The organism is Winogradskyella eximia, from assembly GCF_003386165.1.
Taxonomy (GTDB): Bacteria; Bacteroidota; Bacteroidia; order Flavobacteriales; family Flavobacteriaceae; genus Winogradskyella; species Winogradskyella eximia.
Map to the genome: position 1 here is coordinate 796,153 of NZ_QRDV01000001.1, position 26,313 is coordinate 822,465.

Sequence of the window (26,313 nt, forward strand, 5' to 3'; positions counted from 1 at the left end):
TTTCAGTGTTAATTTTTAAACGTTTCTGTTTTCTGTTCGTTGATTAATGCTGCAGCCAATTCATTGACTTTCTCAGGAAATTGACTTGCTAAATTAGTGTTTTGCCCTATATCGTCTTTAAGATTGAAGAGTTGTACAGTATCCTTAGCGGTTTCAAAACGCTGCCCTTCTACAAACCATTTTGGTATTCTAGTGTGGTAACCATCTTTATTATTAATGTATAACCAATCTCCTTTTCTAATCGCATATTTTGAAGCCCAAGTATTATGAACAATGGTTTCTCTTACAGGTTCATTTGTATTTGTTAGCCATACATCAGAAAAATTAAAACTATCATGCTGAAACCCTTTTGGTAAATCGCTATTTGTAATAGACGCTAAAGTATTTAGAATATCTATTTGGCTAAATAACTGAGTGCTCTTAGTCCCTGGTTTTATTTTATTAGGCCATTTTACAATAAATGGAACATGGTGTCCACCTTCGTAAATGTCTCTTTTAACGCCTCTAAATGGATTAGAACTATTATGATCGTAATTTTTAATGCGGTTGTAAGCATAGTGCTCTGATCCATTGTCTGAAGTAAAAATAACAATGGTATTTTCGTCAGCATCTATCGCTTTTAAAGCGTCTAAAATTTGTCCAACAGCATCATCTGTTTGATACATATAATCACCATAAGGCCCAGCATTGCTTTTTCCTCTAAATTCTTCATTCGGAATTATTGGTGCATGAGGAGAAGGAAAGGCCATATATAAAAAGAAAGGTTGCTCTGCTTTGTCTTGATTTTTTATAAAGGTGACTGCAGAACTAGTAACCGTTGGTAAAATCTTGTAAAAATCCCAATCTTTAACTGCTGGTCCTGGTCTTAATTCCCAATTACCTTCTAATGCAAAATCTTTTTTGGGATGTTGTAAGGTTATTGTCGGAACTTCTTTTACTTTATCATTCTCTATCCAAGTATAAGGTGGAAAATTAATAGTGCCATCACCAAAGTAAGAATCAAATCCAATGGACAACGGTCCTTTAGGGATGGATTTTTCCCAATCATAAGCTTGTGCTGGCCAAATTTCAATTTCTTTTTTTCCATGCTTCGCTTTTTCTTTTTGAGTAAAGTCTTTTTTTCTGATAGCTTCCCAATTCCACCCTAAATGCCATTTGCCTATTGCAGCTGTCTTGTAACCGTTATTGTTAAGGATTTTGGGCAACGTCACCTGATTTTCTTTAAAAACAGATTCGCCCATAGAGTGCACAATATCGTTGAAATCTCTCCAATGGTATCGACCAGATAACAAGGCATATCGACTTGGTGTACAAATGCCAGAAGAACTATGAGCCTCTGTCATTAAAAGCCCTTCTTTAGCTAATTGATCTAAATTTGGAGTTGGTATTTTAGATTGAGGATTTTGAATTGCCAAATCACCATAACCCATATCATCTGCATAAAAAATGATTATATTGGGTTTATCAACCGTAGCAGTTGGTTTAGTTGGTTTTGTTTGTTGTTGACAAGCGGTTAAGCACACCAACATTAAAATATAAAAGTAGGCGCCTATTTTCATAGTGTTAGCTTTGTTTTTTCCAGTCAATGGAGGCTTTCTTATTTTCTAAATCGACCCAAATACTGGCATGCTCGTAATTTCTGGTTAAAATCCAATCGTTAACTTGCATGTCATCTAAAGGTTTACCTAGAGGTTTGTCAAATTCTGGATACCATAAAAGTGATCCCATATTTAAGCGATAGCCCCAATTATAAATAATATAAGAATGTTTTTGTGCTCCAGCTAAAAAAGAAGCTAGTGCAAAAGTTAAATGCTCTTTAGAAATTTTCTCTTTTTCTTTTTCAGATTTAGACATAAACTTTTTGTTCAACCATGTATTTTCTGGCCAAGTTTTAAACACTACAATTTTACCTGTTTTACCTGCTTTTTCCATTTCTTGAATATCCTTAAGCATACTTTCTTTCGTTTTGCTATTAAAATATCCAAAATGCTCAATCATTATGGCATCTGTGAAATCTGGAAAATCATTGCCTGTATTTCTTTGGGGTGTAGAACGAATTCCGTTATACACAATTAATTTTTCGTCACCAATTTTAGCTCTAGTTTCTTTAATTAAATCTTTTAAGCCTTGCTGAATTGAATCATACTTTTCAATTCCCCACAATTTTTTATTTCCAGGACTAGTGACCTGATTTAATGCATCAAAGAAAACACCATCGATATTTTTATTATTCAAATTATCTTTCGCAACATCAGACCACCAATCTCTAACTTCTGGATTAGATAAATCGTAGCGCTTTGTTTTCTCACTTTTTAAATCTAAGTCTCCTTTTTTTGTTTTGAGCCACCAATCTGATTTTGTTTGATAGTCTTCATGAGCTTTGTACATGCTGTAATCTAAAAAGGCATTCCAATAAAATACCACTTTCATGTCTGGGTTTAGAGCTTTTAAAACTTCAGCATCAGCAGCAATAGATTCTTCCGAATGTTTGTATTTTGGATAGCCGTGTGCTTTTTCTAATACCGTAAAGTTGGAATGTGAAGCAATGAATTTTGCCTCCGCTTTAGTTAGAAGATCTCCTTTTTTTCCGAAGTGGAATGCTACAGGAACCTTATCCCAACTAAATTCTGGATAATGTGTATCGTTTTGAGAAAACGCAGCTTGAGATATGACCAAACCAATTAAAAAGAGACTTTTATGTAAAAACGTTAACTTCATTATGCTTACATTATTTTATTGGTAAAATTTTAATAGATTTTAAACTAGATGTTTGTGGATCACCTTCAACCAAAGACGTTTTTATAATATGATTACCAGCTGTCTTAAACTCTAAAATTCCCATTCTACGATACGCATATTTGTCAGTGGCTGCTTGTTGGTTTTGAACTTTTATACCTTCATCTGTTGTTGTTTTCCAAACCAATCGTCCTTCTCCTTTATATTCTAAATCTAAATAGTAGTAACCAGGTTCTTTAACGTTTACTTCCCAACATACCATGCCATCTTCTTCCCAATTACTTACTTGGTTGGCGTGTTTCCATTCACCAAATTTCTCCATCCAGCGAACGTTTTTTTGTTCTGCACCTTCGGCTTTTCCGAATTCAGTTAATAATCTGGTAGATACATTTGGATAGATGCCTAAGTGTGTTTCTACAATAGGTTCTGCATCTTCAAGTTCTACTTCAATTACAGAAATTAATTTTTCAGGAGCTTTGTAAGGTACATCAATAACTAACCAATCATTGTCTTTAGAAAATTTTAGAGAACTACTTTTTGATCCGTCTAAAAGCGAGATTTTTTTCACTTTAGATTTTAAACCAGGCAGGTATAGTTTACCATCTGTTGGCCATTTACCTACAGATAAATAAAGCGATTTGTCGTTTGTAGTTACATCTCCCCAAGGTAATGCATAGCCCCAAGGAGAACTACCTGCATCATAAACGACTTGTGGATATTTTTGAATCCAACGACCAGACTCTTGTAAAAATTCTATACCAATACTTGGAATGGCACCATTGCTATCTGGACCTACGTTAAATAAATACGTACCACCTCTAGCTACTGTTTCAATAACACGACCTAAAATCTTTTTAGGACTTTTAAAATTATTATCATACCAAGCATAAGACCAAGAATCGTTGTTTGTATCACAAGTTTCCCAAAGACCTTCGACATTTCGAGTTGGTACTTCCATATCACCTATACTAGCATAATCTCCCATGCCATAGCCTACTCTACTGCACATCATAGCATTTGGTTGTAGCTCTCTTACCATATCTGCTAATTCTACCACGTACTCTTTTGGCATATCTCCTGGTGTATCAAACCACACAAAGTCTATTTGGCCATAATTAGTACATATTTCTCTAACTTGAGGTTTACACTTATTGTAGAAATAATCTTTAAAATCTACTTTATTTCCGTCTTCATCAACTTCTGGACCTCTAGTACCTCCTGGAGCTGTCCAATCTTGATTATGCGAATAATAGAATCCGAACCCAAGTCCTAGTTCTTTACAAGCTGCAGATAACTCGTGCATTGGATCTCTACCAAATGGAGTAGCATCTACAATATTGAAATCACTTGCTTCAGAATCGAACATAGCGAAACCTTCATGATGTTTACTGGTAATGATAATGTATTTCATTCCAGCATCTTTGGCTAATTGAGCAATTTGTTTGGCATCGAATTGAGTAGGATTAAATGTTTTCGCGGTTTCCATATAGTCTTTTGGAGAAATATTTGCAACACGCTTGCTCATTAACCATTCTCCAATACCATAATACGTCTTATCTTCCCATACGCCACCTAAGTTTGAAAACAAACCCCAATGAATAAACATGCCGTAATTTCCTTCATCGAATAACTTCGCTTTTCCACTTTTTAAGGCATCTCCAGAAACGGTGGTTTCTCCCCACATTTCTTCCATTCCCTTTTTGTTCTTATCTTGAGAATGTATGGCCATAACACCAACAAGCATTACTAAAACGGAAAATATAAAACATCTATTATTAAACATATTCGAACTGTTATTAATTTTAAACTTTTTGACAAGCAGATGTAAACCATCAACTTTTTTTTATCATTTACAATATTCTTGAGTCGTCAATAATGGTGAATACATTAACGACGCTCAAGATTTTTTTTTTTAGATTATAATCTGTATCTCAACCCAATTTTCCAAGTCGGAGTTCTTTGGTAATAAGACGTTAAATTTTGAGTGTCATCTCCAATATAACGACGTGTATCTTCTCCTGTAAGATTACTTACACCTGCACTTGCTTGTAACTTTTTTGTAATTTTATATTTTAAATTGATGCCTAAAAGCGTCGTTCCTTCTGTATAATGTGCTTCATCTGCACGTGTAGATCCAATACCACCCAAATTACTTAAGTAATTACTTCTGTAGGCTGCAGTAAATCTAAAAGAGAACCCGTACTTTTCATAGTACATCACTGTATTGAAGTTGTGTTTAGATGTTCCAGGGAAACCATTAGTGGCATCTCCAACAGCTCCATCAAAATTACTTTCAACAAAAGAATAATTTGCTCGTAAACCAAACCCACTTGCAAAGCCAGGTAAAAATGTAAAGTGATGATTAAAGCCTATTTCAAATCCATAAAGTTGTGCATTTGTAATATTTATAGGTGTAGAAATATCGAACAATAAATCTTCTTGTCCTGCAGGTAGTGCTACACCTAATGCTTCTATTCCAGGATATGCTTGATCATTTAATGTTTGACGTCCGATATAATTTTTAATATCCTTATAGAAAACACTACCAATAATAGCACCTCCATTTTTGCTGTATAGTTCAAGTGTCATATCATACATCCAAGCAGAATAAGGCTTTAACTTTGGATTTCCAGACGTAATTGTTCCTCTATATAAACTTGTTCCTAAATTTGGCTCATAGTCTGCTGAGCTAGGATCGAATATTGCAGAAGTAGGATCTAAATACACCACCTCATTACTTGGCATCATATCTCTGTATTTTGGTCTAGATGTTCCTTTTGCGGCGCTAAATCTCCAGTTGAAATTTCTTTTTATTTTAAAATTGGCATTAAAACTTGGTAACACATCCCATCTAGAATTGTCTACTTCATGATATATAGCATCATTTACTACACCACTAGTCTCTGCTATAGGATCAACTATTTCTACTCCGGTAAATCCCCTTGATTCATTTATGGTATTAATTGCTCTTACTCCAAAATTTAAAACCACTGGTATATCAAATATTCTTGTTCTTGCATCAACTTGTGCATAGGTAGAAAAGGTTTTTTCTATCGCTCCATAAGATTTTGCAGGATTAAATTGTAAATCACCTTCCTCAGAAACCAATTGATCTATAGGTCTGTCAAAATCAAAAACACTTCCACCATTTAAACTATTAAATCCTGGAGTTAAATCTAACACGGCATTTCCAGGGATATTAATCCATTGGTCTAAACCTGTTCCACCGCCTAAAAAATCACCTGGAATATAATAATTGTCATAAGAAATAAGATCTACAAATTGCTGTAATTGCTCATCTGTATAATCACCATATATATCTTCAGCATCTGCTTGCGCTTCTCTAGCTTCAAAATCTGTCATTGCTGATCTTGCACCCAATGAGAATTTTACCTTTTTATTAAGTTCATACTCTACATCTAATCTTGAAGCATAATTATAGCCCTTAGTTCTAATATGTCTTTTTGCTGCAGATCTAAGACCAAACGCTGTAGGATCTAAAATTTCATCTGGAAGTCCAAACAGAGGAAGTTCACCTCTCAAATCTAAACTAATAGCACTATTGTCATAATCTCTTCCATCCAATCTTGCAGTTATTTGCGTTAAATCTTGGAAAAAATCTAAATCCGAATACGATAAATCAAAACTAAAAGTCAATTTATCTGATTCCTTATATATGGTATTCAACCCTATTATATTATTTGTGGTATTATTTGTATAAAACTGATTTTTATTTTGAATATTCACTCGTGACAGGTCTGCACCAGCTGCATTGATGTACGCTAAATTATTTCCATTAAAAACAAGGCTTTCTGGTGTAAAGAAGTTATTAACTCCTAATAAACCATTATCACCACCTGTAGACATTGATATTTGAAATTGTTGTCTGTCTGAAAAAGCTTCTAATTTAGTTAGGGTGTAATCTAGTAAAAACTCTAATTTATCTGTTGGCTTATATTGAATTGCCGCTGATAATGCAAATTGTTTTCTGTTATCTTTTCTTACAGCATTATTAATAGTTGCTGGCACTAAGATACCTTCATAAACATTCTCTCCATCTTCAAAAGCACCATTACTATTGGTATCTTCATAAAAATCCACATTTCTATAACCTCGCATTCCCGATTCATCACGGTATCTATTATCATCAGTGTGAACTACTGAGACAGCGGCTCCTAATTTGTCATTTATTTTACCTCCAAACACACCTGATAATCTCGTATCAAAATCTATATCTTCGAACTCTGAATCACTATCTCCTCTTACATTAACACTAGCAAAATAATTCTTCCCTCTTTTATATCTGTTATCTAAAGGTCTTAAGGTTTGAAAATCTACTGTACCACCAATATCTGTAGCAATTTCTTTAGCCTGCGTTGTTTTGTGAATTCTGGCTCCATTAATAATTTCTGTAGGAATAACATTTAAGTTAAATTTTCTAAAATCCGATTTTCCTTCATTTCCAGCAGAAATTGGTGCTCGACCATTCATCGTAATTTTCACAAACTGAGGCCCTATACCTCTAATAGATACTCTATCTCCAGAAACACCATCATCATTTCGCTCAATTTGCACACCTGCAACTCTTTGTAAAGCATCAGTTACGTTACCATCTGAAAAACTTCCGATATCCTCTGGCGTAATTGCTTCAATAACGCTAGTGGCTTCTCGTTTTTCTCTAGTGGCTTTTAATTCTGAGCTTCTAATACCTACAGTAATAACTACTTCATCTAAAGCTTCAGAGTCTGCTTTCATCTGGACATTGATAACATTCTTTCCTGTTGTAGGATATTCTACAGTCTTAAAACCAATATAATAAAACACTAATACAGCATCTGCATTCTTTAATTGTATGGTGTATTCACCTTCCATATTAGTCGTTGCGCCATTTTTAGTGCCTTTTTCTACAATACTTGCTCCTGGTAACGGGAGGTTGTTTTCGTCCGTAATTTTACCTGTTACAAATTGCTCTTGTGCTAAACCAATAAAGCATTGCAGTAGTAACAAAAGCAATAAACATTTAGAATTATTTTTTTTCATGACTTGATGAGTTAGTTCGTATGACTACAAATATGTATCAAATAAGATAAATCAGCTTGCTCTGTTCGTTTTAAAATTTTCTCAAATCAACCAAAACATTTAAGCGCTAGGCAGTCTAGGTGCTTTTGAATTTTTACAGCAACAAAATGACGGAATTGAGAAGCGTTTATAAATAAGTAAATGGTTACTTTGTATATAGGTGATAAAAGGCTACAGATGTCGATAAAAATAAATAGAACCATCCTTTTTTTTATATTAACTTCTTGTTTTGTATTTGGTCAAACTAAGCAGACTAAAAAAACAATTGAAGCTAATTGGAAATCCATGGCTGAGAACTATCAAGTACCAGAATGGTTCCAGAATGGTAAAATAGGAGTTTGGATGCATTGGGGAATTCCATCTTCAATTGATGAGAATAGACCAGACGATGGTTCCCACTACGGAAGACGAATGTATGGTGATAAAGATTATGATGCTAGAAATGAGCCAGACAGAAAAAGAACGGTAAAATTATCAGAATGGCATGTTCAACGTTATGGACCACCTTCTGAATTTGGTTACGAAAAATTTATATCAGATTTTAAAGCCGAAAACTTTAATGCTGATAATATAGTAGAGTTCGTTAAAGCGTGTGGAGCTCGTTTTATTATGCCAGTGGCAACACATCATGATAATTTTGACATGTACGATTCGTTCTTCCCGTGGAATGCTGTAAAAATGGGTCCAAAAAAAGACATTCTAAGAGAATGGAAAGATGCAGCATATAAACACGATTTAAAATTTGGAGTATCTACACACTTATATTGGTCTCCACGCTTTTTTAGAACGGCTCGGAAATTTCAAAAAAAAGGCACTCCAGAATGGGACTTCTTTAATATGGATTATGATACATATAATTTTGCGAGTCAAGATAGTTGGAATGAACATTGGTACAAACGTTCATGGGATTTAATAGAAAAATACGATCCAGACATGTTTAATAACGATTCACCTTATCCATCTATTAAAACTGGAAAAGGTTTAGGTGTTAAACTATTTTCAGATTATTTAAATAGAGATTTAAAAGAGAACAACGGCAAACAAACTACCGTTTTGTCCTTTAAAAACGCTAAAGAAAACAAAGCTGCATTTACCTATAACTTAGAACGTGGGATGTTTGGAGAGCTACAAGAGTATCCATGGATTTGGGCAACCGATTTATCAGGAAGTTGGTTTTACCGAAAGAACGCTTTTACAAAAATGTCTTTAGAGGTTTTAATTGGTAATGCTATTGATGCTATTAGTAAAAATGGTATTGTGATGATTAACATTGCTTTAAAAGGAGATGGCACAATTCCTGAAAATCAAATAAAAATGCTTAGCGACTTTGGAGCCTTTGTAAAGATTAATCAAGATGGTATTTACAATACTCGACCATGGAAAACCTTTGGAGAAGGGCCTTTGGAAATCGTAACCAAAAGAGCAGGTGAGAACTTAAAACAATTCTCAGAAAAAGACATTCGTTTTACAACCAAGGACGGCAATCTTTATGCTTTTCTTTTAGCACCACCAACAGAGGATATTTTGATTGAAGTCCTAAAAACAAAAGGACTTTTAAAAAAGAACATAAAAGACATACAACTCTTAGGTAGTGAGGAAAAAATAAATTGGAAGAGAAATAAAGGTGGTTTGGCTATTGCGTATGATTTTAAGGCCATACCAAATCAATCTGCTATTTGCTTTAAAATAATTACAGAATAGAATAACGCTTGAGTTAAAAAGAAATATTGATGCATTTTAAAACAACATTTTTATTGGTTTTATTAGCCGTTTCGTTAAGTGCCTGTTCAGTACAGAAACAAGAAACGACTGTAGTAAAACATAAATTGCCAGAGTTTTCTTGGGATAAAATGCCCTTGTATATGCATCTACGTAAATCTACTGCATTTACAAAAAAAGAGATTATATATCTTTCAAAATTTCCTTTAATAACATTTGAAAAAACAACAGGAAGTAAAGCTTATGGATCTACAGAAAAAGGGACTATTAAAGCTGCTGAAGCTGTAAAAAAAATAAATCCTGATGCCAAGATACTTTACTATAAAAATGTGGTCATCAATTGGAAAGGTTATTCTGAAGATGAAGATTTTTTATACAAACATCCTGAAGCAATATTAGTTAACGCCAAAGGGGAAAAAGCCTTAATGTCTAATGGTAAAACTGGATTCTTTGATATTTCAAAAGATTATGTTCGTGAGTATTGGTTAAACCATGTAAGTAAGGTGACCGAAAGTCCTTTTATTGATGGTGTGTTTTTAGATGCTAACATTAAAGTTTTAGTGCCTTTCTTTTTTAATAGTCGTGTTGGTAAAGAAAAACGAGAGGCTATTAAAACAGGCTATTTGTCTATGATGGCAGATTTAGATACTCAAATAGGAAATGATAATTTACTTATTGCCAATATCATTCGTGTACGTCCAGAATTTGAAGATTCAGGTAGAGAGTATTTAAAATTCTTTGATGGTTCATACTTAGAAGGCTTTGAGCGTGGAAATTCTGGCATGACTTATGAAGATTATCTTGCAAAAGGTATCGAGGCTGTTCAAAAATCGGCTAGAGAAGGCAATGTGATTGCTATGTCTCTCGGAATTGGTAAAGGATTAAAAAATGCAGTAGCTGGTATTGATGATGCTAGGGAAAAAGTAAACATAAATGAAGATTTTACAAAACGCTTAGATTATCTATTAGCTATTTTTCTGGTTTGTGCTGAAAAATACAGCTATGTCTATCCTCATGATGGTTATGCTGTTGGGAGTTCTGCGGTTTGGCTTAAAACATTTCCTCAGTACGAGAAAAAACTGGGAGCACCAAAAGGAGATGCGAAACGTGAAGGCTACATTTACACAAGATCTTTTGAACATTTAGATGTTACTTTAGATATACAAAACAAAACAGCCCAATTAGATTGGAAATAAACGAACTATAAATATTTATACATAAAAAAATGAAATCACTTTTAACAACATTGACAATTTTATTGTTCTTCTCTAATTATGCAATTAGTCAAGAAAAGAAAGATTTAGTAAAACCTAATATTGTTATCTTTTATGTAGATGATTTAGGTTGGCAAGATTCACAACTCAATGATTTGGATGAGCCTACGCCTTGGGAAACACCTAATATGTTGGCGCTAGCAAAAGAAGGTATCAATTTTACCAATGCATATTCGCCAGCACCAACTTGTGCGCCTTCTAGAGCGGCAACACTTTCTGGTTTACACCCAACTAAAACAGGTGTAACACATGTAAGTGGAGGCACTTTACCTAAAGCCTCTAAAAGATCTAATTATCTAACTCCTTTTTATCCAATAGGATTAATGCCTGAAAATTTCACAATAGCAGAAGCATTAAAAATGAATGGTTACAAGACAGGTCATGTTGGAAAATGGCACGTTGGAGGTCTTGATATCCAAAAGTCAACAAATCAAGGTTTCGATTTTGCTTATGAATCAAGAGGAGCACATCAAGGTCCAAAAGGAGAAAAAAACCGTCTGAATAATTTTGCAACCCATGATAAAGGTGATGCTTACCGTTTAAGCGATGAAAAGTACCCTCCATTTACTAAGGATTCCCCAAATGGAATTTCGTATCCAAAAGATATGGTTACTGAAAAAGCCCTTGAGTTTATTAAAACTAGTAAAGAAGAGCCGTTCTTTTTATACTTAGCACATTGGTTAGTACATTCTCCAATTCACACTAAAAACAAGGAGTTATTACAATATTACAGCGATAAATTAGGTATAGATTTTCCAACTAAAAACATTCCTATTACCACGGAAGGCCAAACCAATCCGTTCTACGGTTCTATGGTTACTACTTTAGATTGGAGTTTAGGACGCGTTGTAGATTTATTAAAGACAACAGACGACCCTAGAAATCCAGGTAAAAAGTTAATTGAAACGACATATATTATATTTTCTTCAGATAATGGTGGTGCAGAAAAAGCCAATGGAGATATTGTTACAGATAATTACCCTTTAGATGAAGGTAAAAAACATGCACAAGAAGGTGGTATTAGAGTTCCTATGGTGATTTCGGGTCCAAATATTCCTAAAGGAAAAACTTATGATGGTTTAGTAAATCAGTTAGATTTTTACCCAACCATTTTAAGTCTTACACATAGTGAGATTTCAAAAAAATATACTTCAGAATTAGATGGTCTAGACATTTCTGGTGTATTATTAAATAACGAAAATGTTATTCATAATGCAGATGGAAGTCCTAGAGAAGATTTATGGTGGCACTTTCCTCATAATGATGATGCATCTATGCAATCTGCTATTAGAAAAGGAGATTACAAATTATACAAAAATTTGATTCCTGGTACTTATGAATTATACCGTTTATATAAGGATGGTAAAAGAGAAGACTTAGAAGAAAAGTTTGACATAGCTGCACAAAATCCTAAAGTCGTTAAAGACTTATCTACAAGATTAGAAAAATATCTAAAAGATTACAATGCGCAAATGCCTTATAAAAATCCTTCAAAATTTAAAAGTGAAGGAGCTAAAAGTAATGTAGCGTCTATTCCTGTTATAGTTAGTGATTCATTTGATGCTGATTCTCGTAAAGTGTCAATTACATTAGAAAAAGGAAAAACGAATGTTATAGAAGCTTATGCTTTAATACGAATTGCAAATAAGGCTAAAGCAAAAAAGAAGGGGAAGAAAGCGAAATATGGAAAACATGATACAACCTTTATAAAAGTACCATTAGATGCTAGCAAAAACAATTTAGAATACACGTTTGTTGTTCCTGAAGGGGTTATAGAATATGGTGTTATCTTAATTGATGAAAATCGATTTATGGTAAAAGGTGAGTTTCATAAAATCAACTAAAAAAGAAGCGTTGAATGTGATATTGTATAGATTTAAATAACAGTATCACATTTGCTTTAATTATATATAAAATGAAAAATAACAGAACATTCTTAGCCTTAGTACTATTGGCGTTTTTAGCCTCTAACTATGGTAATAGTCAAGAAAAAGCTGATTTAATAAAACCTAATATCATTATATTTTACGCTGATGATTTAGGCTGGCAAGACGTAGAATTAAACGATTTAGACGAACCTTGTGCTTGGGATACTCCAAACATTAAAGCATTAGCAAAAGATGCTATCAATTTTACAAATGCCTATTCTCCTGCACCAACTTGTGCCCCTTCTCGATCTGCACTTTTAAGTGGATTGCATCCTGCTAAAACAGGGATAACAAATGTGAGTGGAGGAAAAATTCCTAAGGCAGATAAATCGTCAAAATATACTAGCCCTTTTTTTCCAGAAGGATTAATGCCTGAAAACTTCACGATTGCTGAAGCTTTAAAAATGAATGGCTATAAAACGGGTCATGTAGGGAAATGGCACGCTGGACATCTTAAGATTCAAAGCTCAAAAAATCAAGGTTTTGATTTTGCTCACGAATCTCGTGGTGCACATCAAGGACCAAAAGGTAAAAATAATAGGGTGAATGATTTCGCAACGCATAATAAAGGTGACAAGTACCGTTTAAGCGAAGAAAAATACTTTCCTTTCACAAAGGCATCTCCTAATGGTATTTCATATCCAAAGGATGAGGTGACTGAAAATGCCCTTGAATTCATTAAAAACAGCAAGGAAGAACCTTTCTTTTTATACTTAGCACATTGGATGGTGCATTACCCAATTCACACAAAGAATCGTGAATTATTACAATATTATTGTGATAAATTAGGAATGGAATTTCCGAAGGAAGATATCCCAATGACTGCTGGAGGCCAAAACAATCCTTATTTTGGTGCTATGGTGACTACCTTAGATTGGAGTTTAGGCCGTGTTGTAGATTTATTAAAGAAAACAGACGACCCTAGAAATCCAGGCAAGAAATTATATGAGACCACTTATATCATTTTTTCATCAGATAATGGTGGTGCAGAACAACGCAGAACAGAAATAATGTCTGATAATGCACCTTTAGATAAGGGTAAAAAATATACAGAAGAAGGCGGAATTAGGATTCCAATGCTTATTTCGGGACCAAACATTCCTAAAGAAAAAACAAAAGATGTTTTGATTAATCAGTTAGATTTCTATCCAACTATTTTAAACCTTACCAATAGTCAAATACCTTCTAAATATAGTTCTGATTTAGATGGATTAGATATTTCAAATGTCTTATTAAAGAATGAAAAGGAAGTCTTAAATAAAGATGGAAAACCTAGAGAAGATTTATGGTGGCACTATCCTTATGGTGACGAGACTAAAAACCAATCTGCTATAAGATCTGGAGATTATAAATTATATAAAAATTTTATATCAGGTAATTATGTATTACATCGTTTGTATAAAAACGGAAAACGACACGATTTAGAAGAAAAGTTCGATATCGCTAAACAAGAACCAGAAATCACGAAAGCCTTATCTGTAAAATTAGAAAAATATCTTAAAGATTACGATGCTAAATTGCCTTATAAAGATCCTTCAAAATTTAAAAATGAAGAAGATTTAGCAACAATTCCTGTTATTGCTAAAGATGTTTTTGATGCTGCATCTCGTAAAGTTTCTATTCAATTAGAAAAAGGAAAATCTAATGTGATTGAAAGTTATGCACTTGTAAAAATATCAGATAAGGCTAAAGCAAGAAAAAAAGGCAAGAAAAGTAAAGTGAAATCTACGTATATCAGAATACCTGTAGACGCTGGAAAAAATAATTTAGAATACACGTTTACGGTTCCTAAAGAAGCCATAGAATATGGTATCATCCTAATTGATGAAAATCGTTTCATGGTAAAAGGTGAGTTTCATAAAGTTAAATAAAATAAGTGTTGAAGATAACAATGGGAATCATGAAAAATAGTGTTAAGCTGTGGCTTGTGCTTCCTGTTTTCTTTTATAATCAATGCCTATAACAGTAGGCAAACATCTTATTTATAAAGTATCAAAGAAAAGCACCTAATAATTAAAACGTTTTCCAATCCTACATACCTATTCTAGCGACGACTAACACTATGAAAAAAGCAAACGAATTTTCTAAAGATCTTAACTTTCTAAAAGCGCATACCAACATCATTGTGTTACAAGAAGGCAAAAGTGCATTAGCTATTGCACCACAATTTCAAGGTCGTATAATGACCAGTACAACCAACGTATCAGAAGGCGCTAGCTTTGGGTGGATTAACAAAAAGGTCATTGAAGCTGGTTTTCTTACGGAAGAAGAACGTAAAGGGCGCTTAGAAAATCAGATTTATGTATTTGGAGGCGAAGAACGCTTTTGGTTAGGTCCTGAAGGTGGACAGTTTTCACTCTTCTTTAAGCCAAAAGACGATTTTGAATTCTCAAATTGGAAAACTCCAGCTGTTATAGATACAGAGACTTTTACGTTGGTTTCTCATACAGATCATTCGGCGACGTTTGAACACCATTGCGAACTTATAAATAAAAGTGGAACCATTTTTAAAATGGGTATTGGACGTTCCATTTCTATTTTAAATAAAGCATCCATTGAAAACAGCCTTAGAATACAGTTTTCCGAAAATATTGAGTTTGTAGGCTATCAAACCCATAATCAAATTACAAATATTGGTGATCAACCATGGCTACCTGAGACGGGTTTGCCTTCTATATGGATTTTAGGAATGTATAAGCCATCACCTGAAACCACTATGGTTATTCCTTTTAAAGATGGTGAAGAAACCGCTTTAGGACAAAAAGTAAATGACACCTATTTTGGTAAGGTGCCTAAAGATTATTTAGAAGTTAAAAACGATGTTTTATTCTTTAAGGGTGATGGCACAAAACGCAGTAAAATTGGAGTTAACTCAAAACGCGCAAAAGGTATTGCAGGAAGTTATGATGCCGTAGGAAAAGTTTTGACTTTAGTGACTTATAATGCACAAGAAGCACCACATGGTTATGTAAATTCGGCATGGGAATACCAAGAAGAACCTTATGCAGGCGATCTTATAAATGCCTATAATGACGGATCACCAGAACCAGGCGTTCCGCCAATGGGACCATTTTATGAGTTAGAAACCTCATCACCAGCGGCAGCCTTAAAACCGAATGAAACCATGGTACATATTCAAACTACTATGCATTTAAAAGGCGATGAACACGAATTAAATACCATTGCAAAAGCCACTTTAGGTGTAAGCTTAAACGATATTATAGAATCGTTATAATCATGAAGCGATTAAAAATCCATACCGCAATGATTTATTCACTATTTACAGCCTTAATAGTGCTATATAACTGTACAACAAAAGAAAAAGCTAATACATCTCAAAATGAGAGTTTCAACCAAACCGATCATTGGGTGGTTTTAGACAAAACAGATGCAGACCAAGCCGGAACTACGTTTTCTTGGGATTTTAATGTGAAACAGCCGTCTGATTATGTCCTTCAAATGGTTTCAACTGAAGCATCCTTTAAAAATAAAGAAGCTGTAAAAATAAAAATAGGTGAACAAGCATTTGAAACATCCTTATTGAAAAAATATAGTATCAATTCAAACGACATAGTTTCAGAATTCAAACATAAAATTCCATTAAAAAATACAGATGAACTAAAAATTTCTATAACGACTGAGGCCGATTTTAAAAGTTTAAGAGTCATTCCGCATTATAAAAAACCTATTGGTTCTGGTAAATATCATCAAGAATGGTTAACCATGCATCAATCTCCTGAGAAACAAGAAGCGCTAAAACGGTTTAAAGAAGCCAAACTCGGCATGTTTATTCATTGGGGATTATACTCACAAGCTGGAGGCCTATGGAAAGGCACTAAAATTAATAATGCACCACATCCTGGACCCAAAGTAGCGGAATGGTTAATGCATGCCTTTCAAATTCCTAGAGCGGAATATATAGCATTAGCCAAAACCTTTAATCCAGATAAATCCTTTGCGCAAAATGTGGTAAAATTGGCCAAGGATGTTGGTATGAAATACATCGTTATCACTTCAAAACATCATGATGGTTTTGCCTTGTTTGATTCAAAAAGTTCTGAATTTGATATGGTTGACGCCACGCCTTACAAAGCAGACATCATAAAAGAGCTTTACAATGCCTGTTTAGAAGAAGGTATAGATTTTGGTGTGTACTATTCTCATGGTAATGATTGGATGGATGGCACTGATGGGAATTACAAGAACATCAAAAAAGTAAACGATTCTTTAGGGATTTATACACACCCAACAGGTAAGAATTTATGGGATCCAAGTGAAAACACACATGAATCATATCTAGAAAACAAAGCCTATCCACAAATAAAAGAACTATTAACCATGTTACCTGAACTACGTTTAATCTGGTTTGATGGCACAGGTTTTACTACGGAAGCACAAGCCTTTCAGTTTTATAAACTCGTTTATGATAGCAATCCAAACGTATTAGTCAACCGAAGGGTTGGTTATGCTTTTGGAGATTATTTAGATGCAGGAGATAATAAGATCCCTTCGGCTTCAGAAAAATTAGAAAAATATTGGGAAACCTGTGGGACAACTAACAATTCTTGGGGTTATAAATCCTATGACAACGATTGGAAAAGTCCAAAAGAACTACTGTACTACTTTGTCGATATTTTATCGAAAGGTGGAAACTATCTATTGAATATAGGTCCTGATGGAAAAGGACACGTACCCGAAACTAGTGCAGAAAACCTACGTAAGATGGGAAAATGGATTCATAAAAATGCAGATGCAGTCTATGGAACATCGCGTTGGAAAACACCAAACGAAGGTCAAGAGGAGACCTTATTAGATGGTACAGGTCATAGAGCGGCTAAAGGTTTCAAAAGAGATTTCACGTCTAAAGATTTTTGGTTTACGACTAAAGAAAATAAAGTTTACGCTATTTCACTAGCCAATACAGAAGGAGATATTCTAATAAAATCGCTAAAAAAAGATGAAGGAGAAATTGAAGAGGTAAAACTATTAGGAAGCGATAAAGCTCTTAGTTGGGATCAAAATGAAAACGGCTTACAAACTACAGTAACAGGTATATCTAAAGATGCCTTAGGCTATGTTATTGAAGTGACTTTAAAACACAATTATGAAAACTAAAACCATTCAAATTCTTGTAATCAGTGGCCTGTTATTGGCATCATTATTTGTACTCACAAGTTTTGACCATAACAAGCCAACAGAACAACCTAAACCTAAAAAACCAAACATCATCTACATTCTCGCTGATGATTTAGGTATTGGTGATTTAAGCATCTATAATGAAAACAGTAAAATACAAACACCGCATTTAGATCAAATGGCTAAAGAAGGCATGCGATTTACCGATGCGCATACCTCTTCTGCAGTATGTACTCCAACACGATACGGCATTTTAACCGGACGCTATAATTGGCGAACCCCTTTAAAAGAATTTGTGACTTGGGGAAACTCGCCGAGTTTAATTCAGAAAGGCAGGTTAACAGTTGCACAAATGCTAAAAGATAAGGGCTATAAAACAGCAAATATTGGTAAATGGCATTTAGGTTTAAACTGGACCATGAAAAACAACAGCCCAGAGTTTGATCATTTTTCAGACAAATCCAATCGTTTAAATTTCAAGGATATTGATTACAGTCAGCCTTTAAAGTTTGGACCTAATGACATGGGATTTGATTACTCTTATATGATTTCAGCATCCTTAAATATGCCACCTTTTGTCTATGTCGAAAATAATAAGGCAACGATGGTACCAACTGGCATTTCCTCTCAAACAAAAAAACAATCGCCATATGCCACTTGGATAAGAGGAGACATTGCAGACGATTTTAAACACGAAGACGTCCTACCAAACGTCGTAAATAAATCGATTTCATTTATTAAGGAAAACGCCAATAAAGACCAACCGTTTTTTATGTACATTCCCTTACCTTCCCCGCACAATCCAGTATTACCAATTGCACCATGGAAAGGGCAAAGTGAAATTAAAAGTCCTTATGCCGATTTTGTAATCATGATTGATGATTTAATGGGAACTATTTTTGAAACGCTAAAAGCACAAGGCATCGATGAAAATACCATGGTGATTTTTGCAAGTGATAATGGTTTTGCAACTACCAACGATTTAAAAACCTTAAGACAAAAAAAACACAGTCCAAGTTATGTCTATAGCGGCTACAAAGGAAGTTATTTAGAAGGTGGTCATCGCGTTCCATTTTTCGTAAAGTGGCCAGAGAAAATTAAACCAAATTCAGTTTCTGATGTCACAATATGTACAACAGACTTTATCGCAACTTGTGCAGATATTATAGGTTATGATTTTAAGGATAATGAAGCTGAAGATAGTTTCAGCATGATGCCTTTATTAACCAATGAAGGAGATTATTTAAGAGATGCCACTATTCATCATGACAAGTATGGTGTTTTCGCTATCAGAAAAGGAGACTGGAAATTAATTGTATCGCCAAACTCAGGGATTATGGCGTCTGGAGAAACAAAAAAACACAAAGGTGTTTCAGCTGAAGAAATTCTATACAATTTAAAAAAGGACGTTAAAGAGAAGAATAATGTTGCACAGCAATTCCCAGAAAAGGTTAAAGAATTAAAGGGTATATTAATTCAACAAATAAAGAACGGCAGAAGTACTCCTGGAAAAGTTCAAGAAAACGATGCTATTTCTGGTGAATGGCCTCAAGCAAATTTTGCGTTTAAAGACTAATTTAAAGATGAAAAATAGCTTAACATTTTTTGTATTACTCTTTGGTCTCAATATATATGCTCAGACTGAAAAGCCGAATATTTTATTCATTTTTTCAGACGATCAAACTTTTGAAACCATAGGCGCAAACGGACAAACCATTGTAGAAACGCCTAACTTAGATAAGTTAACAAAAAGCGGGACAACATTTACGCATGCTTACAATCAAGGTTCTTGGGCAGGAGCTGTATGTATTGCGAGTAGATCTATGATCATTAGTGGTGCTAGTGTTTGGAATGCGCAAAACATCATTAAAGATATTAAAGCTAAAAAGAAACGTTCTTGGCCAGAATTGATGCAAGAAGCCGGTTACATCACCTATATGAGCGGAAAATGGCATGTGCCGATTCCCGTAAACTCGGTGTTTAATGTCGTTAAAAATGTTAGAGCTGGAATGCCTAAAAGTGTTAAAACAGCGTATAACAGACCCATTGAAGGCGAAGATTTAGACACAGCTTGGTTACCATGGGATACAAAAAATGGTGGTTTTTGGCAAGGTGGAACGCATTGGAGTGAAGTCTTAGCCGATGATGGTGTTGCATTTTTCGAAAATGCCAAACAAGACGACAAGCCTTTTTTTATGTACTTGGCTTTTAATGCGCCACACGATCCAAGACAAGCACCAAAAGAATATATAGATAAGTATGCTTTAGATAGCATCAAACTTCCTGAAAATTATCAAGATTTATATCCAGATATGGGAGACAATGCGGTGCCGAAAATTAGAGATGAACGATTAGCGCCATTCCCTAGAACGCCTTATGCTATAAAAGTACACCGACAAGAATATTATGCGAGTATTACACACATGGATGCACAAATCGGTCGCATTTTAGAGGCGCTTGAAGCATCAGGAAAAGCTGACAATACTATTATTATTTTTACATCAGATCATGGTTTGGCTGTTGGGCATCATGGATTGGTTGGTAAACAAAATATGTATGAGCATTCTGTTCGTGCTCCGTTTATTATTTCCGGACCAGGTATAAAAGCAGATCATAAAATAGAGACGCTTATTTATCTTCAAGATGCAATGGCAACGTCTTTAGAGCTAGCGAAAATTTCAAAACCCGAGTATGTCACCTTTCAAAGTGTACTTCCATTACTGCAAAATGAAAAGAACAATCCTTATGAAAGTATTTATAGTGCTTATATGGGAACACAACGCATGCTCATTAAAGACTATTGGAAATTAATTGTTTACCCAAAAATTAAAAAGAAAAAACTGTTCAACCTTTTAGAGGATGAATTTGAAATGAATGATTTAGCAAACAGTGCTGAATATAACGATAAAGTAATTGAAATGACGCATTTACTTGAAGCTGAAATGGATAAAAACAATGATCCAATGACCTCTTTAGAAGCTGCAGATTATTCGGTATCTAAAAAAACAAAACACTAACAAAGAACGATGAAAGTAAGATTGAAGATTGTATTAGCAGTATCATTTGTGATTTTATTTTATATAATTGGAAATTCCCAAACCGATGATCAATCAAACGGAGCATATCGTGAGATGTACATCAAAAAAAATTGGGATAAATTAGATACAAACAAGGATGGTCAATTTTCAGAACATGAAAACAAACGTAGATGGAAACCATTAAAACGATTGGATAAGAATGCCGACAATCAAGTGAGTTATGAAGAATTCTCAGCACTTCAAATCCCCTATTTAAACACAGGAGGTGAAAGAAAATTGAACGTTTTATACAAAGAAACCAAAGAAGAAAATTTATATCTTGATATTTACTATCCAAAAGACAGAAAAGTAGATCAAAAGTTACCTGTAGTCATTTACACACATGGTGGCGGTTGGACTGCAGGAAGCAGACATGGTGCGGCCAATGCGTCTTTTAATACGGTGCATACAGCGCTTTTAGAAAAAGGCTTTTGTGTGGTATCTGTAAGTTATAGACTATGGGAAAACGGAGGAGGAACATCTATGAGAGATTGTGTAATAGATAGTAAAGATGCCATGCGTTATCTATCTAAACATAATGAAACATTAGGAATAGATCCCAATCGGTTTTTCTCTTTTGGGGATTCTGCTGGAGGTCAAATCTCACAGATGCTCTTATTAAGTGCGCCAGAAACGCTAATTGGCGATCCTAGTTTAGCGTCATACACCTATAAAATGGTCGCTGGAGTATCTTGGTACGGTCCTTGCGATTTCGAAGATATAAGTTTGTTTAATCATGATGATAGTCTGGTTTCAAAAGATAGATTTGGCCCTAGAATAACAAAACCAAATACCAAACCAAAGGAAAAACTAGCGCTTTATAGAGAAATGAGTCCTATTAATTATTTACATAAGAATAGTGCACCTTTATTAATGATTCAAGGGGATAAAGACATAACGATTCCAGTAAATCATGCCTACTACATGAAAGAAAAAGCAACTCAAATTGGTGCTCCTGTAACAACAGTAATTGTTAAAAACGCAGGTCATAATTGGAGAAGAGTAGGAGCTGATATAAATCCTACGCGAGAAGAAATAATTAAAACGACAGTCGATTATTTAGTATCTCATATAGAATAAACGGAGTACTATTATAAAATGATTAATAAAAAAAGAACACAAATAAATTAATATAAACATGAATACTTTAAAAATTAATACAGCCAGACTAATCTTAATGTTTTTAGGTGTCTTTACATGGTCTTCTCACGCCCAAAACAGTTCAAAGAAAACAAATATCGTGTTTATTGTATGTGATGATTTAGGCTATGGTGATGTGCAAAGTTTAGCACCAGAAACCAGTAAAATAAAAACACCTCACATCGATCAACTGACTAAGGAAGGCATGACATTTACAGATGCGCATTCTGGCTCGTCAGTTTGTACACCAACACGCTATGGTATTATGACAGGGCGTTATAGCTGGCGAACAAAACTGCAAAGTGGTGTTGTTCAAGGCTTTGCTCCAAACCTAATTGCAGAAGATCGTCCAACAATTGCAAACTTCCTTAGAGATCAAGGCTATCATACAGCAATTATTGGAAAATGGCATCTTAATTTTCAGTATTTGGATTCGGTTTCAAATACTCCAATCGCTAAAAAATCTAAAAACCATTTGCCACCTGTTGGCTCTACAATACCTGATGGACCAATACATCGTGGGTTTGATTATTATCATGGATTCCACCATGCTAAAGATATGAAAGCGGTTATTGTTAATGACAAAGTTGTGCTTTATGATGATGAAATTAACATGTTACCAAGATTAACACATGAATCTGTAGAATACATAAATCAACAGGCCAAAAATAAAGATGGAAAACCGTTTTTCTTATATGTGCCTTTAGGGTCGCCACATACACCAATTGTACCTTCAAAAGAATGGCAAGGTAAAAGTGGTCTTGGTGATTATGCCGATTTTGTAATGCAAACGGATGCTACTGTCGGAGCTATAACTGAGGCACTTAAAACGAATGGATTATCAGAAAACACATTGGTTATATTCACCAGTGATAATGGTACATCTAAAGCGGCAAATATACCAGATTTAGAGAAAAAAGGTCACATCGTAAGCGCAGGATATCGTGGTTCAAAATCAGATTTATGGGATGGAGGGCATCGTATTCCTTTTATTGTAAAATGGCCGAATAAAGTAAAACCCAACACAACGAGTGATCAGCTCATTTGTTTAACCGATATTTTCGCTACGTTTTCTGAAATTTCTGATGTTGCTGTTCCTAGTAAAAGTGGAGAAGACAGTGTCAGTTTTTTACCCGCTTTACATGGAGAAGATATCAATAGTACTCGAGCAGGAGTTATACATCATTCTATAAGTGGTCATTTTGCTTATCGCTTAGGAAAATGGAAATTGTTACTCGCTAAAGGTTCTGGAGGTTGGTCTTCACCAAGAGAAAGAGAAGCATCAGATATGCCTATTGCGCAGTTATATGATATGGAAAATGATCCTGCGGAAACTGAAAATTTATATGAAAAACGTCCTGAAATTGCAGAACAACTTTTAAAGCAATTAGAATTAGATATCAAAACAGGAAGAAGCACCAAGGGCGAATTTGCTGAAAATGATGTGGATAAAATCATTTTATGGAAAACTAGAGCTAATAAAAATAAGAAAAAGTCTAAAAAGAAGAACTAAATAGACCGTAGATTATAAATGGTAGTTATAGTGACTAAATATGAATGTCTAAATAATTTTGGATTATACGCTACTAATTTTCATATTATTTTTAACAAATGGGTAAAAAAAGCAAATAAAAGACCGAAATGAACATGGACTGTATAGATATAAATTGAAGCTTTGTTAGCAACACTAATCAACTAAATATTTATACTATGCTAAAATTAAAACACATTTTTTTCGTCCTGACGCTTTTTTTATTTTTTAACAAAACTCAAGCACAGTATTTATGGTATGAAAACATAACAGAAACTGAGGATATTTTACTCACTAACAGCAGTTATGGTGTTTTTACTACAAATGAAACTAATCCAGACATTAACGGTGAAAATACAAATACAATATGTTCTAAATTTGTTAGACAAGCATATGCAACTGAAGGTTATACTAATTTTGAACTAGAGAACCCAATAGAAACAGCTTTAACATATACAGTAAGTCTTAAAGGCTATATAAATGTTAGACAAAATAAATTATCATCTAGTCCTAAACGATTGCGTCTGTATTTAAAAAACACAACGACTGGAGATCAGATATACAAACAAATAGATTTTACAGTTGCGAGTGATTGGGAGAATTTTACTTTTGTTTTTAATGCTAGTGATTTCACAACAAGTGGATTAGAAAGTGGAGGTTATAATCAAATGTACATTGGCTATGGAAATGGAATATTTTCAAGAAAAAAAACAACCTATTTTATAGATCAAATTTATGGTACAACAGATCAAACATTTGTAAATACGGTTCCAGTATCTCTTCAAGGGTCTTGGGGAGCTCGTTTGTATGTTAGAGCAGGTGAAACTTTGGATGATTATGTTAATGATGGTTATGATTATGTAGCAGGAGCTCAAGAAATAATAAGCAGTTATCCTTCTATGGGACATGTTATAACAAATGCGACTAACAATGCAAAATCATTTTTATGGACATTAAGAACAAATGAAAATGTAGATGCTGTAATGGGAGTTCCGAATTCTATTATTGATGAAGAATTTGTACCAAGCATAGCGAATGAACAAGTTATTATTGATGTAATCAATGCGTTTAAAAGTGCAAATAAAAAAGTGATTTTGTATTTAAACGGAATGAGTCCTGCAAATAGAGCGTCAGCAACAGGAGCTCAATCATGGAATGACTATGTGGCTCAGTATTTCTATAATGACGAACATGCGGCATGGATGAATTTCTGTGAAGGTTATATAAAACGTTTTGAAGAACTTGGAGTAGATGGCTATTGGATAGATGCTTTTAATAGTTATCCGGGTAATGATACAGACAGAGCCGAATTTGTACAAATGATTCGTAATGTAGATCCGGATGCACTGATTTCTGCCAACTATGATAAAGATTATTTTACAGATAGTAATGGTGATTTTTTAATGGTTGATACTGATGAAGTTGAGGACATAGATGAAACTGATTATAAAATTATAAAGTTGACAGTTAAAGATCCTTGGTCAGATATGACAGCTGGACACATTACACCTTTAGGACAAGGTGCGCCACCAAACTCTTGGGCCTATGAAGAATTTACTGTTCCAGATATTCAAGCATCACCTACAACATCATATGATGGTTCTAAGCTAGCAGTAAAACATTTATTCTTACCTATAAGATCAACTTGGTCTAGTGAAAGATCTGATTTAATGTATGAAGGTGAACAAGCATACCGATTTGTAAAAAATATTACAGATGCTGGAGGAGCCGTTACATTTTCAACCACAACAGATACAGATGGAACCACCATGGAAGATGAAGAAACGGTATTGAAATTTGTAGATCAACAATTAGTAGCCAATGCAGCTGCATCACAATATGTGCGTCCTGTAGGTGCTTTTCTTGTTGGAGAAGAACAAATATATCCTTGGTATGAAAATAACGACAACACTATAACAGATTATATTTCAGTTGAAAGCACATTACATGGTACAACCATAGAAGATTTTTCTAACCCTTTTCAAACAGGAAACAACACTAGTAATACCGTTGCTAAATTCGTAAGAGATGGCGGTAAAACGGGTAGAATCTACTTTGATTTACCCAACCCAATTACAGACCTCACTTCCCTTAAAATATCTTTAGATGCTTTTGTTGATATAGCCAATCCAGTAAGTGTAGATACTAGGATTCGAGTTTTTCTTTTTAATACCACTTTAAATACAAGAATCTACGAACAACTAACCCTATCCACTGGGCAAACTTGGGAGAATCTAGAGTTTGATTTTAGTGCTCAAGGCACATATCCTGACGGATATAATCAAATGGCAATCGGATTTGCTAATGGAGATTCTTCTGGAGCAACTACAACATATTATGTTGATAATGTAAAAGGAGCAATCAATCAACATATCACAACATCAGCAAGAGCTAGCAATAACTCTGAAAACTCGTCTACTAAACTCATTTTTATTGATGAATCTCAATTGGAACAGGACGCACCACTTAAGATATATCCAAACCCTGTAACAAGTTCTTTTAAACTATCTAAAGCGTTTCAATCTATATCTATTTACAACATAGCAGGTAAAAAATTATTAGAATTTTCTGATAGTCAAAGTAGCTTCGATGTTTCTAATCTTAAAGCTGGATTTTATATACTTTTAACCAATTATAGCGATGGGAATAAAGAAGTACTTAGGTTCGTTAAAAAATAAATCAGTTTTATACTA

Annotated in this window: 15 protein-coding genes; 11 read left to right on the plus strand and 4 right to left on the minus strand. The window is 34.2% G+C overall.

What is annotated here, in order from left to right; all coding sequences use genetic code 11:
• Window positions 1-8: 8 nt before the first annotated feature.
• From DFQ10_RS03370 to DFQ10_RS03385, 4 genes are all read right to left on the minus strand, one after another.
• Complete coding sequence (locus tag DFQ10_RS03370) at window positions 9-1,559, minus strand: sulfatase family protein (protein ID WP_115816432.1); 1,551 nt, start codon at window positions 1,557-1,559, stop codon at window positions 9-11.
• Window positions 1,560-1,563: 4 nt separating this feature from the next.
• Window positions 1,564-2,718 carry a putative glycoside hydrolase gene (locus tag DFQ10_RS03375; RefSeq protein ID WP_115816001.1) on the minus strand — a complete coding sequence of 385 codons (1,155 nt, stop codon included), beginning with the start codon at window positions 2,716-2,718 and terminating at the stop codon, window positions 1,564-1,566.
• A gap of 10 nt (window positions 2,719-2,728) precedes the next feature.
• A complete protein-coding gene (locus tag DFQ10_RS03380; RefSeq protein ID WP_220352399.1) occupies window positions 2,729-4,519 on the minus strand; it encodes an alpha-L-fucosidase in 1,791 nt (596 codons plus the stop codon).
• 134 nt (window positions 4,520-4,653) lie between these two features.
• Complete coding sequence (locus DFQ10_RS03385) at window positions 4,654-7,776, minus strand: TonB-dependent receptor (protein ID WP_115816002.1); 3,123 nt, start codon at window positions 7,774-7,776, stop codon at window positions 4,654-4,656.
• Between the two features lie 216 nt (window positions 7,777-7,992).
• On the opposite strand from DFQ10_RS03385, the gene DFQ10_RS03390 reads away from it, so the two are divergent.
• From DFQ10_RS03390 to DFQ10_RS03440, 11 genes are all read left to right on the plus strand, one after another.
• Complete coding sequence (locus DFQ10_RS03390; protein ID WP_220352401.1) at window positions 7,993-9,516, plus strand: alpha-L-fucosidase; 1,524 nt, start codon at window positions 7,993-7,995, stop codon at window positions 9,514-9,516.
• A 29-nt stretch (window positions 9,517-9,545) separates the two neighbouring features.
• A complete protein-coding gene (locus DFQ10_RS03395; protein WP_115816004.1) occupies window positions 9,546-10,730 on the plus strand; it encodes a putative glycoside hydrolase in 1,185 nt (394 codons plus the stop codon).
• Window positions 10,731-10,759: 29 nt separating this feature from the next.
• On the plus strand, window positions 10,760-12,652 hold the full coding sequence (locus DFQ10_RS03400; RefSeq protein WP_115816005.1) for a sulfatase: 1,893 nt from the start codon (window positions 10,760-10,762) through the stop codon (window positions 12,650-12,652).
• Between the two features lie 71 nt (window positions 12,653-12,723).
• Window positions 12,724-14,607, plus strand: coding sequence for a sulfatase (locus DFQ10_RS03405; RefSeq protein ID WP_115816006.1), 1,884 nt, complete (start codon window positions 12,724-12,726; stop codon window positions 14,605-14,607).
• A gap of 191 nt (window positions 14,608-14,798) precedes the next feature.
• Window positions 14,799-15,971 carry a DUF6786 family protein gene (locus tag DFQ10_RS03410; protein ID WP_115816007.1) on the plus strand — a complete coding sequence of 391 codons (1,173 nt, stop codon included), beginning with the start codon at window positions 14,799-14,801 and terminating at the stop codon, window positions 15,969-15,971.
• 2 nt (window positions 15,972-15,973) lie between these two features.
• A complete protein-coding gene (locus DFQ10_RS03415) occupies window positions 15,974-17,851 on the plus strand; it encodes an alpha-L-fucosidase (RefSeq protein WP_115816008.1) in 1,878 nt (625 codons plus the stop codon).
• Window positions 17,841-19,448, plus strand: coding sequence for a sulfatase family protein (locus DFQ10_RS03420; RefSeq protein ID WP_115816009.1), 1,608 nt, complete (start codon window positions 17,841-17,843; stop codon window positions 19,446-19,448). The genes DFQ10_RS03415 and DFQ10_RS03420 overlap by 11 nt, the downstream gene beginning before the upstream one ends.
• 7 nt (window positions 19,449-19,455) lie before the next feature.
• A complete protein-coding gene (locus DFQ10_RS03425; protein WP_115816010.1) occupies window positions 19,456-20,889 on the plus strand; it encodes a sulfatase-like hydrolase/transferase in 1,434 nt (477 codons plus the stop codon).
• Between the two features lie 9 nt (window positions 20,890-20,898).
• Window positions 20,899-22,029 carry an alpha/beta hydrolase gene (locus DFQ10_RS03430; protein ID WP_220352403.1) on the plus strand — a complete coding sequence of 377 codons (1,131 nt, stop codon included), beginning with the start codon at window positions 20,899-20,901 and terminating at the stop codon, window positions 22,027-22,029.
• 58 nt (window positions 22,030-22,087) lie between these two features.
• Complete coding sequence (locus DFQ10_RS03435; protein ID WP_220352405.1) at window positions 22,088-23,602, plus strand: sulfatase family protein; 1,515 nt, start codon at window positions 22,088-22,090, stop codon at window positions 23,600-23,602.
• Window positions 23,603-23,799: 197 nt separating this feature from the next.
• Window positions 23,800-26,298 (plus strand): T9SS type A sorting domain-containing protein, encoded by a 2,499-nt coding sequence (locus DFQ10_RS03440; protein ID WP_115816012.1) that lies wholly within the window; start codon window positions 23,800-23,802, stop codon window positions 26,296-26,298.
• Window positions 26,299-26,313 lie beyond the last annotated feature (15 nt).